The organism is Flavobacterium piscisymbiosum (assembly GCF_020905295.1).
GTDB classification, from domain to species: Bacteria; Bacteroidota; Bacteroidia; order Flavobacteriales; family Flavobacteriaceae; genus Flavobacterium; species Flavobacterium piscisymbiosum.
The window spans coordinates 2,663,644-2,676,217 of record NZ_JAJJMM010000001.1 but is presented as its reverse complement, the minus strand read 5'-3'; the positions used below and the strand labels follow the sequence as shown (position 1 = coordinate 2,676,217).

Annotated in this window: 7 protein-coding genes; 3 read left to right on the top strand and 4 right to left on the bottom strand. The window is 35.3% G+C overall.

Annotation, left to right across the window (positions count from 1 at the left end; genetic code table 11):
• Positions 1-82: 82 nt before the first annotated feature.
• From LNP81_RS11630 to LNP81_RS11620, 3 genes are all read right to left on the bottom strand, one after another.
• Entirely contained in the window at positions 83-1,423 is a 1,341-nt protein-coding gene (locus tag LNP81_RS11630) for a DUF2971 domain-containing protein (protein WP_230035994.1), read from the bottom strand.
• Positions 1,424-1,615: 192 nt separating this feature from the next.
• Positions 1,616-3,943, bottom strand: coding sequence for a coiled-coil domain-containing protein (locus LNP81_RS11625; protein ID WP_230035992.1), 2,328 nt, complete (start codon positions 3,941-3,943; stop codon positions 1,616-1,618).
• 322 nt (positions 3,944-4,265) lie between these two features.
• Positions 4,266-4,502, bottom strand: coding sequence for a helix-turn-helix domain-containing protein (locus LNP81_RS11620; protein ID WP_230035990.1), 237 nt, complete (start codon positions 4,500-4,502; stop codon positions 4,266-4,268).
• Positions 4,503-5,053: 551 nt separating this feature from the next.
• Here LNP81_RS11620 and LNP81_RS11615 point away from each other — a divergent pair.
• The 3 genes from LNP81_RS11615 to LNP81_RS11605 are packed head-to-tail and all read left to right on the top strand — an operon-like array spanning position 5,054 to position 12,149.
• Positions 5,054-8,077 carry a SusC/RagA family TonB-linked outer membrane protein gene (locus tag LNP81_RS11615; RefSeq protein WP_230035988.1) on the top strand — a complete coding sequence of 1,008 codons (3,024 nt, stop codon included), beginning with the start codon at positions 5,054-5,056 and terminating at the stop codon, positions 8,075-8,077.
• 10 nt (positions 8,078-8,087) lie between these two features.
• Positions 8,088-9,470, top strand: coding sequence for a RagB/SusD family nutrient uptake outer membrane protein (locus tag LNP81_RS11610; protein ID WP_230035986.1), 1,383 nt, complete (start codon positions 8,088-8,090; stop codon positions 9,468-9,470).
• Between the two features lie 15 nt (positions 9,471-9,485).
• Complete coding sequence (locus LNP81_RS11605) at positions 9,486-12,149, top strand: alpha/beta hydrolase family protein (protein ID WP_230035984.1); 2,664 nt, start codon at positions 9,486-9,488, stop codon at positions 12,147-12,149.
• Between the two features lie 65 nt (positions 12,150-12,214).
• Here the strand turns inward: LNP81_RS11605 and LNP81_RS11600 are convergent, their stop codons facing one another.
• Complete coding sequence (locus LNP81_RS11600; RefSeq protein WP_230035982.1) at positions 12,215-12,505, bottom strand: DUF6520 family protein; 291 nt, start codon at positions 12,503-12,505, stop codon at positions 12,215-12,217.
• Positions 12,506-12,574 lie beyond the last annotated feature (69 nt).

The following is a 12,574-nucleotide window of genomic DNA, read 5'->3' as shown; positions in this document are numbered from 1 at the left end:
GATTCGCTAAATCATCTCAAATACAAAACCAACTTTCCATTAAGCCTATTGCCCAAATCTCTTGTAGTTGTTGAACTGCAGGCTATCTATAGTTTTTAATTTTACTTATTGAAACTTTTAATTTTGAAATAATATATTCAGGGTTACGATTTAATTCTCGAATGAATTGTTCGAATTGTTTTTGATTAATTTCTTTTTCAGGACATTTTGGACCAAGTAATATTTCAGTCATTTGTAAAGGTAAATCTTTGTCATTAAGTTTAAATTCAACAAAGGGATTGAGAATATTATGGCTTGCTGTTAAAAGCCAACCTTTTTTCATTTCCTCCGTCATAATGAAAAGAAGACGAACTTCTTCTTCAACGGAATAATCATATGGTTTAAAAAAATGCTTCCATATATTCAATGTTTTAAATTCAAAGTCGACACCTAAATTATCTTTTATAATTGCTATAATTTTTTTAATTAAATCTAATTCAGGATGTGAATTATCTTTTTCTCCATAGCTAATTCGTTTAAGTACAAATTTTGAATTTAAAAGTTCTTGATTAACATTTAAAACAAGACAAACACCTTTAGAATCATCAGCATATAATCTCCATTGTGTCAAATCATCGTCCTTTAATGAACAAGAAGAAATGAATCGTCTATTATATGCATCAACAGTTCTCCAATGAGCTTGTGTATAATCCCGATTTGTTCCAGTTACGTAATTTTCGGCATAATTTACTTCTGTAGTATCGTTCATTCCTACAAGACAATTCATTCTAAATGAGTTGTAATTAAGCATTGAGTAAATTGTAGAAAGTGTAGTGTATCGATAAACTTTTGTTAACGGTTTATCATCCTTAAGTAGGAATCTAAATATTTTATTTTCAATATTATTTATATCCGAAGGATTTTTAAACGAAAAGCTTTTTTCAATTTCATTATACTCTATCCCATTCAAAATTTGTGATAATAAGTTTTCTAGCTGATTTTTTAAATAAGCAAATTTACTTTCAGTAATTGTGGACTTAAAAATTGAAGCTATTTGTTCTTTTGTGTATTGAACATTAATTTCATCCCTTTCTTGTATAAGTTCTATAAACTCGATAAAATTTAATGTAGCTTTTTCTGAACCCTTTTTCCGGTCAGTTACTATAAATCTCTCAGTATCGCTTAAAATAATATATCTAACATTATTTTCAGAGGCAAATTTTTCAATTTTGGAATAGTCATAAATGTCTATAAACTGTCGACTTTTAATTTCTATTAAACCAATAATTCTATTAGAAATTTCAATTGAAAAGTCATATGGAGCAAATCTTCTTATAGGTTTTACTAGCCTTATGTCGTATTCCTTTTTACTTGTTGCAAATTTTAAATTTTGCTCTTTAAAACGATTATAGAAATATTCTTCTAATTGACTATCAAATCTCATTTTTGAATTATTTTTATGTTTTTTATTCGCAATCTTGGGCAGCTTGTAAGTAATGTTCCCGCGCTACAAGCAAGCTGGGATTAAAAATGCGTAATCTTTCGGTTAAATACTAATTTTTCAAATACAAAACCATCTTCAAATTAAGCCAAATGTCCAGCTTGCTTGTAGCTTGTGTTAAGCGCTGTCGCTGGTTCAATCCATCTTAGGTTTGTCATGTAATTCTGAGTAACTAGTTATAAAGTCATCTCGATGCGAATTTATAAGAGAATCTTTCTTGGACGGCAGACCACATGTAAATATCCATTTCAACCCTACTTTCATTTTATCTTTATCTGCAACATAGGTTCGATTTAATAATTCCCATCCAGCTAGAAAAGCAAGTACAATAATTAGAACGATTAGGTTGATTTCTGAGTAACCTGCGTTACTCAGATAAGTCTTTAAATCGGAATAATAACGTGCTAGTAAAGGGGTTGTTATAGCAACCGTTAATAATGTGAAACAGGGTCTTATGCAATATTTTGAAAATTCAACATATTCATTTCTCTTTGTAATAAGGTGCGATTTTACGTATTCATCCCTTCGTTCTTCCCAATCTTTCAAGCTTTTTAGATACGTGTTTTCTCTTTGTTGCAATTCTAAAGATTCTTTAATTTGGCGAAGTTCAGAACCGAGTTGTTCAATCTCCGTTTTCTTTGTTTCTATTTCTGTAACGGCAGATTTTTTTTCCTTCGCTAGCACTTCATTAGCTTCTTTGAATGATCTAATATTTTTTTCTGCTCTTAATTTTTTATCTTCCAGTTGCTCTTTTTCATGTGTAACATATTGAATGCTTTTTAGATAATCGTCTTTTTGTTGGGCAAGAATTTGATTTTCTAGTGCAATATGGTTTTCTATTATTTCAGTTTGTTTACTATAGTCTTCATTAGCTTTCTCTAATTTATCCAAAATTACGATGTCGCGTAAAATATTTACTTTCGTTTCAAATGATGTTGCGTGATAATTATCATTAATTATTTGCAATGCTTTCGATCGAGTTGTGGAATAATCAATTTCAAATGAACGAAATTCAGGTACTGAAAATGTATCTATAAACCGCTTGTTGGCAGTATAATCGTTCTCAATAAATGGTCTTATCAGTTGTAAAAAAACACTAGGATTAACGACATAGCTAATCTCCCAATTTTTCTTGTAAAATTTTTTTTCGAACTTTGCTAATACAAAGTCTGAACTAATAAAAAATGCTTTGCTGTCCAAAAACTTTGTCTTTTTGGGATTAAGTTCCCGTACTTCCCGAAGGACAACAACGTCATGTTTAAAACCAATAAAAGATTTTGATTTTCGGTTTTTTACTGATTCATAAAATTCTTGATATTTTTCGACATCCTTTTCAATTTCATAAAGTTCTTCATCTCTTTTATTATGAGGAACATATTCTATAAGTCCTAAGTCTTTTAAGATGATATCAACATGATTATACTTTTCAAGGAATACTACAGGATCGGTTTCATTTTCCATGTTTTGTTTATGGAACAACTCTTCTAATGGACTAAGGCCATCAACTTTTATTGCAACTCGACTTGTTTCTTTTGTCCATTTTGTAGCTCGTATAAATAAAGCCCTTGCGTCAAATGCTCGTTTAAATTCGGCTAAAGTTTCTGGATGGAATACAAGTTTAAATGGGAGGCGATTTTTTTTTACTTCTTCTAGAATTTCGCGTGCAGATGCATCCTCACTGTTTTTATGCAAATCTAAAATTCCGAAAATAAAATTAGTATCAAGAAATAAATTTAGGTTATTGAACCTTTTATTTAAAAAATTTACAGTTTCAGCGTCAGATGTTAATGCAAAACTTGTAAATGTAGAATCTGCTAATTGTGAAAGGTATTGTGCCCTAATCTCATCAGCATTTGAAATAAATTGGTTAATTGATGATGCTAACTCTTCCTTTGTAAATGGGTCACTGTTTTCCTTCAGAATTGTTTCTACTATAGTTAAAAGATGTTTTTCATCTTCTTCCTGAATTTTTAAGTTAGGATTTAAAAAATTTAATGTTTGGATGCCGTGTTGTTCAAATACATTGCTCAAATATAGTTTTAATAAACTCCACATTTTTTCTAGTCCCTCATCAGAAATGTCTGTAATGAATAGTTTAAGTTCTTCAAACCACTTGAGTTTTACTGAAAGCTCATTTGCATTAGCTTCATCAAGTCGAGCAGATAATTTGTTTGCAACAGCAGGAATGATACTATACTCACGTGAATTTCTATCCCTGACAATCTCAGAATTATCAATTAATTTGTCTAGATTAGATTGTACAATTGTATCCCTAATAGAAATTCCATAAACATATTTAATCATCTTCGAAACCTCTATTTCATTTTTTGGTTTTGAGTCGAAAGTTCCATTTAAAGTATGAGTAATTAGATTTTGGACGATTTGATCAAATTTCTGATCGTGTGAAAGTGCTTTAATATGGCTTAACTTAGAAAAAACTTTTTTGTAATCTATATTCAACATATGTTAATTTTTTTTTAAAAAGTACAAATAAAATACTTATTCTCCGTTATTTGTTGCGATTGCGCCCAACTTATTTATTCCAGCCATAAAATGGCCTCAACTAATCTAATTTTATAAAGCTTTATGCCATTATTAACTTCAAGATCAAACATACAAAACCTTTTTACTTTTCTTTTACGGTTTTCCATAATCTGTATCAATAATAAGTTGCAAAATAATTCTTTTAATAATGAAAAGGCTACCGTATAAATACCTATTTTAGATTTTCATTGAGCATAAAAAAAGATGCCTAAGCATCTCTTCTATCCTTTAAAACTTATAATTATTTATCTATGTCATAATCTAATAACTCTTTTGGGTGCTTCCCAAGTCCTTTTGCTAAATCTAAAAGAGTAGTAAATGATAAATTTCTCTTTCCATTTTCAATATCACTTATTGTAGCTTTAATAAGCTTATCACTATTTAATGCTACTTTATCTTGACTTATGTCCAATTCGGTTCGAAGCTTTTTTATATGTAAACCAAATTTTTCTAATTTTTCCCCCTTGTGTTTCTCCATTTTTTAAGCTTTTAAACAAAAGGCGTGATAATTTTCAAAAAAAATGTTATAAGATCTTATAACAAATAAAGATATTTTGTTATATTTGTTTATTATTTGAATTATTATTCAATAATATTTGCTTTAAGCATTTAATTAAATAATTTTGCGATTCTTCATATAAAAAATTGAAGCATTCGCTTAGAATCTCGTTTTCAAAAACTGGCGTTTTATATACCACGAGAGGATAAGTAAGATGCTCACGTCTTATGGCGTGGGCTCACTTATTTGTGGTAGGGCGCCGCCAGTGCCTTGAAAACTATAAGCTGAGTTCCATGCCTTTTTTATGATCTAAACTCTCTTTCATTCTTAGCAATACTTCTTTCCATTTTAAAGTTTCGCAACAAAAAGTCTAACCTTTAAATTGTTATTGCCTGTGTATTAAAAAAATTTCCCTTATGACCATTAAGCCGCTTACTTAATACATAAAAAATGGTCCTCTAACTTGTCGCTAAACTGTTATAGAGGACCGTAGCTAACAAAACCAACGTTTCACTAACCAACCCAATATTATGAAAAAAATTTCATTTCACAAGGGTGGCAAGGCTCTTTGTTGCCTGTTTTTAATGGGTTTCTTATCGTCTTTCTCCTCTTTATCTTCCAAAAATATAATCCGGAATACTGCAAATTTTATTCAACAACATCAAATTCAGGGTACTATCACCGATGGTACGAGTCCGTTGCCTGGTGTAACTATTTCCATTAAGAATAAATTAAATTCTGCGACCATATCTGATTACAGTGGACAGTATTTATTTGCTGCATCACCGTTGGATACTTTGATTGTATCTTTCATAGGATATAAAACGGCTTACATTGCTGTTAATGGGCGCAAAGTTGTAGACGTTCAGCTTCTTTATGATACAACTACACTTCAAGAAGTACGAGTGAATGCTGGATATTATTCCGTCAAAGAAAGTGAACGTACAGGAAGTATTGCGCGAATTACGTCCAAAGATATTGAGGTACAGCCTGTCACTAATGTGTTGGCTACTATGCAGGCTCGTATGGCAGGAGTCAGCATTACACAAAATACGGGGGTGCCCGGCGGAGGTTTTGAAATCAAAATCAGGGGACAGAATAGTCTGCGAGTTGATGCGAACGCTCCGCTTTATATTATTGATGGTGTACCTTATTCCTCTGAATCCATAGGATCCTATAATACAGGAACAACATTTCCAACACAATCAAGTCCCTTAAACAACATAAATCCCGACTCGATTGAAAGCATTGAAGTGCTTAAAGATGCCGATGCCACTTCAATTTATGGCTCTCGGGGAGCCAACGGTGTTGTTTTAATAACTACAAAAAAAGGAAAAGCTGGTAAAACCAAATTTTCAGTTACCGCTTCAACTGGCGCTGGAAGGGTCACAAAGTTTATAAAACTCATGAACACTCAGCAGTATTTATCCATGCGCAGACAGGCATTTGTGAACGATGGAATTACACAGTATAATCCGTGGGATTACGATGTCAACGGAACGTGGGATCAAAACCGCTATACAGACTGGCAGAAGGAACTCATAGGCGGAACTGCTCAGATTACAGACCTTCAAGGATCTGTATCTGGTGGTTCCGATAATACCCAATTTCTACTCAGTGGGTCTTATCATACAGAGTCAACCGTGTTTCCTGGCAGTTTTATGTATAAAAAAGGAGGTAGCCAGATTAGTCTCAACCATCATTCCGTCGATCAGAAATTCAGGCTATCTTTTTCAGCAGGCTTTAATACTCAGGATAATGACCAACCGTCTTATGATTATACCTATGACGCAAGAACCCTGCCTCCTAACGCTCCGGCACTATATAATGCAGACGGAACCTTAAATTGGGAGAACGGAACTTGGCAGAATCCGCTGCGAAACCTCAACACAAAATTTGAATCCAAAACCAACGATTTGACAGCCAATACCGTTCTATCCTACGAAATCATTCCCGGACTTACAGCAAAAGGAAATTTCGGATATACGAATTTGGACAATAACGAGACTAGAATTATACCATCGACCATATATAATCCCGCTTATAATGTCAGTAGTGCCAGATCAGTTATCTTTCTCAACAACACAAACAGGTCGTCATGGATCATAGAACCGCAGATCAGTTGGAAAAAAGATTTAGGATCTTCAAAAATTGATCTTCTTTTGGGCAGTACTTTCCAAAGCCAACAGACCTCAAGAATTTCTCAGTCCGGTACAGGTTTTACCTCAAACAGCCTTATCTACAATCTGGCAGCGGCAAAGATTACCCGAGTGCTGCTCAGTGATGAAGCTCTCTATAAATATCAGGCTTTTTTTGGAAGGGTAAATTATAATTTTCAGCAGCGTTACATACTAAATCTTACTGCTAGACGTGATGGTTCTAGTCGTTTTGGTCCTGGAAATCAATTTGCAAATTTTGGAGCAGCCGGCCTAGCTTGGCTGTTCAGTAACGAGGCTTTCATGCGAGGGGCTTCCTGGCTTAGCTTTGGAAAACTTCGTACTAGTTATGGTACAACTGGAAATGATCAAATTGGAGATTATCAATTTTTAGACACCTATTCCAATACCGGCGTAATTTATAATGGAACCGCAGGTTTATCCCCTACCAGACTATTTAATCCAAATTTTGGATGGGAAATAAATAAAAAACTCGAAGCAGCGCTCGAAATTGGATTTTTACAAGACCGTATTTTTACTACGGCAGCATGGTATCAGAACAGATCTTCAAACCAGCTGGTAGGTTTCCCTCTGCCAGGCTCAACGGGTTTTACATCCTATCAGGCCAATCTGGATGCAACGGTGCAGAACACAGGTCTTGAATTTACGCTTCGCACAATTAATATTAGCGGAGGTTCTTTTACATGGACTACAAATCTAAATCTGACCTTTGCAAAAAATAAACTTGTGCGTTTTCCCGGACTGGAAAATTCCACTTACAATGAGCAGTACCGTATAGGCCAACCTCTTAATATTGAACTACTCTATAAGTTTAAAGGAGTTGATCCCCAAACCGGAATTTATTCCTTTGAAGATCTAAATAATGATGGACAGATTACTTTTCCGGAAGATCAGCAGACAATTGTTGACCTTAATCCTAAGTACTATGGAGGCTTGCAAAATCAGCTGGTATATAAGCGACTCAGCCTTGATTTTCTTTTCCAATTTGTCAAGCAGAAAAACAGAATATACCCGATGGGGCCAGCCGGCATGATGTCAAATCAACAACAGAGAATGACAGACAGCTGGACAAAAGCAGGAGACCAGACACCTTACCAGATCTATACTACTGGATACAACTATGATGCTCTTAACGGGGATTATTTATATTATGACAGCACCGCATCTTTCACTGATGCCTCCTTCATACGTTTAAAAAATATTTCCCTGTCGTACAATTTGCCCTTAGGACTTAACAGCACACAGTGTAAAGTTATGATACAGGGGCAAAATCTGATCACCTTCACAAAATATAAAGATGGTGATCCTGAATTTACCAGCTATGGTTTTCTTCCTCCTCTCAAAGTATTGACCGTCGGAATACAATTAACCTTTTAAACTAACTGCGATGAAAACATTCTATAATATAAAACTGCAGGGATTATTGCTCGTATTAATTACTGTTGCCTCTTGCGATTCATTTGTCGAAGTGGAACTTCCAAAATCACAGCTTACTGCTGCTGTTGTTTTTGAAGATTATAATACAGCTGAAGCTGCCCTTACAGATATCTATTCCAGCCTGCGAGATAAGGGCATCTTGGCAGGTAACGGTACTGGGATTTCAAACCAGCTTGGCAACTATACCGATGAGATGATCAGCAATGACAGCCCCGGCAATCCCAGCACACCTTTTTATGTAAATGCACTTCTGCCTACCAACTCTTTTGTGACAGGATATTGGAATTCAGCTTACAATCAAATATATGCTGCTAATGCCATAATTGAAGGCTCTCAAGCAAGTAAAAACCTCACCCTCGCACAGAAAAAACAGTTTCAAGGGGAAGCTTTGTTTATAAGAGCATTGGTACACTTCTACTTAGTTAACATTTTTGGTGATGTTCCTTACATCACACAAACCGATTTTAAGATCAACAAATTGGCAACCAGAACTTCAAGTGCAATCGTATATCAAAATATCATTGCTGATCTTAATAAAGCCGTTGAATATCTCCCAGCCGATTACCTGGATCAGCAAAGAGTTCGTCCCAATGCCTCAACTGCGAAAGCTTTACTCGCAAGAACCTATCTCTATATTGGCGCATATCCAGAAGCTTCCAATACTGCATCTGCAGTTCTGAACCAGCAGGAGCTTTACTCCCTTGAAAATATTGACAATGTATTTTTGATCAGCTCCTCCGAAACGATCTGGCAGCTACAGTCCGGGGAGCAGGGGCAGAATACTGCTGAAGCATCTTATTTTATTTTTACATCTGTACCTCCCCCATATGTTTCACTAAGCGAAGCACTGGTAAATTCTTTCGCCTCAGAGGATCTTCGCAGAGTCAGCTGGATCAAATCTATCGCAGATGGAACATTCGTATATTATCATCCTTACAAATACAAAGAAAACTTCCCTACAGCTATTTCAAAAGAATACTCTGTCATGTTCCGTCTGGCAGAACAATTTCTAATTAGGGCAGAAGCAAGAGCCCATCAAGGGGATTTGATCGGAGCAAAAGAAGATTTAAATAAAATCCGAAGCCGTGCAGGGCTGTCTGAAACGTCGGCCATAACACAGATTGAAATACTTGACGCCATCCTCTTGGAAAGAAAGTTTGAACTATTTACAGAAAATGGACATCGATTCTTTGATCTAAAGAGAAACGGAAAACTTAATATAACGCTCGGTGGCATTAAACCGGGATGGGATTCTACAGACAACCTTTTTCCTATTCCACAGAACGAACTTAGCGCAAACCCAAATCTGAGACCTCAGAATCCTGGATATTAAAACGTACCATACATTATGACAAAAGCAGTATTCACCAACAAGTGCAAGCCTTCTTGCTTTTCTTCGGTGCCTATTTTAGAATTTTTATTTTTATTTTTTATTTTGCCATTAGTAACCTGTCCCTCATGGGGACAGGTGGTGCAAAAAAAGGACCTTACCCCTGCTGACTATAAGCTTTGGGGAGAGGTACACTTAGATGGGATTTCTCCAGATGAAAAATGGGCCAGCTACAAATTAACTCATGAGAATGGAAATGATACCCTATTCGTTCAGAATATAAAAACTGGAAGCAGACACAGTTTTGTTGATGCAGAAAAAACAATATTCACGCGGGACAAATTTTTCTTATACATGATCAGCAGTGATTTGAATATACTAAACCTTGAATCATCAAATGTTGAAACAATTTCAGGAGTCGAGCAGTACCAATATAATGAAGATACTGATGTATTGCTTATCCATTTGGGTTCTGGCACGGAAAAAGGAACACTTCTTATAAAATCTTTAAAATCCGGATACCTCACAAAAATTAAAGATGTATCGTATTTTGCTGTGAACCTTAAAGGAGGAATGCTTGCGTGCAGCACCATCACTGATAATAAATCTTCGGTAGCTATTATAAATCTTAGAAATCCTCAGGTCATAAAATGGATCTTTAAGAACAGCGTCGAGCAGTTTACTGGTTTAACCTGGCAGAAAGAAGGGTTTGCAGTCGCTTTTTTAGGAAATGCTTTAGAGCAGAAAATAAATGCGCTCTACTATTTCACCATGTCCGATAGCAAATTACACCAGCTGATCCCTGCAAAGCAGCCAGACTTTCCCGAAGGCGGTACCATTGTTTATGACGTCTTCAGCCCATTAGTGATCTCGGATGATCTGAAGAAAGTTTTTTTCTCAATTAAAAACGATACAGGCAATTCTGAGAACTTGACTAAAACTACTGTTGAAATTTGGAATGCTAATGACAAATGGATTTATCCGCAGAATAAATATTTAGGAAATTTTCAAAATAGACCCAAATTGGCTCTATGGAAACCATCATCAAATAATGTTAAAATCATCACGACAAATGAACTTCCAGAGGTTATGCTCAATGGAGATATGAATTATGCTGTTTTATCCAATCCTATTAATTATGATCCGCATTCTGAAAAGATTTTAAGTAGAGATTTTTACGTATTAAATCTGGATACATTCGAAAAAAAAATATTTCTGAAAAATCAGCCTTTTGAACCTTGGGCACTTAATCCTTCGCCGGGAGGGAAATATTTTGCTTACGTTAAAAATGATAACTGGTGGTTATACAATTTTCAAACAGATATCCATACCAATATTTCAGAAAAAGCCGGAACAAATTTTGTCGGCAAAGATCAGGAATTAGTACCCGAATCCGTCTATGGCAGTCCAGGATGGAGTCTTGAAGACAAAGACATTTTGATCTATGACCAATATGATATCTGGGCCGCAACACCAGACGGAACTTCCTGCAGAAGACTTACCAAAGGAAGAGAGTTGGGCATAAAGTACAGGATAGCTTCGAGGCCGAATAAGTTTGGAAATGATTATCTTTTTGATGGTCCTGTGGCCGGGAATTTTGATCTGAATCAAGATTTATTTATGTGTGGAAGCGGGCAAGATGGACAGACAGGTTATTTTAGATGGAACAAAAAATCTGGCGAAAATGCAATTTCTTATGGGAACTATTATGCAGATGAAATAAAATACAGTAAAACAAAAAAAATGATCCTTTTTAGAGAACAGAATTTCGACCGATCACCAGAGCTCTTCAACTCTTCAACTGTAGCAGATAAAAAAAGTTTTTTCAAAAGTAATCCACAGCATAAAAACTATTTCTGGGGAAGATCGGAACTCATCGAATTTCAAAACTCAAAGAGTAAAAAATTAAAAAGCGTTTTATTCTATCCCGCTAATTATGATCCTAAAATAAAGTATCCTATGATTGTAAATATATATGAAAGACAGTCCCAGGAACTTCATGTCTATAATAATCCAAGCTTCGAAAATGGCGGAGGTTTTAATAGTACTCTTATGACTGCTCAGGGATACTTTGTTTTACTTCCAGATATTGCTCTGGAATATCAAAATCCGGGACTCTCAGCTGCTGACTGTGTTGTTACATCAGTAAAAGAAATAATTAAAAAAGACATTGTTAATCCCAATAAAATCGGGCTGATGGGACATTCGTTCGGAGGATTTGAGAGTTCCTTTATTATAACACAGACCAAACTTTTTGCAGCGGCGATTGCCAGCGGCGGTATAACAGATCTTTTCAGTTTTTATAATAGTATTGGCCGATCGGGAACTCCTGAAAAATGGCGATTTCATGGAGAGCAGTGGAATATGGGGAAATCTCCTTTTGAAATCCCTTCATTGTATGAGGCTAATTCACCAATTGTAAATGCTTCGAAAATTACAACTCCTGTTCTGCTCTGGACAGGCAAAAACGACCGCCAAGTCGACCCGCATCAGAGTTATGAATTTTATCTTGCACTTCGACAGCTCGAAAAGAAAAGTATTATGCTGATATACCCCGACCAAGGCCATGTTATAACGGATCCTATCAGTCAGAAAGACATAACAATTCGGACACTTGAATGGTTCAATTATTATTTAAAAGACAATCATTCATATCCCTGGATTACTAGTGGAACGAAGTAAAATTTTTCAAATTAAAATAAAAACAATGCAGTTCCTTAGAACTGCATTGTCAATTTATGCAGCGATTATTGTCCATTCACAAGACGATATAAGGGCTGAACGCAATTGTTTTGATTGTCACGTTCATAGGCAACCGCACCAGCAGTACCCATCTGGCACAACTGTGGCTTTTGAATATCACTGCAGGGAACCTGTATACTGGAACATGTTCCATTGGCATTAGGTACATAACCCCATTTAAATGCCACAGCACTTTTTTCCGGCGCGCTTTGCATTGAAGTTGTTAGGAATGCTCCGGAAATTGCCAAAGCTACAACAGCAGCTGGCAGTACATTTTTTAAAAATAAAGTCTTCATAATATTAAATTTAAAATAATAACTTGATCTACTTTTTTCTACAGGTGTTCGATCTGATTCCTGACGCCG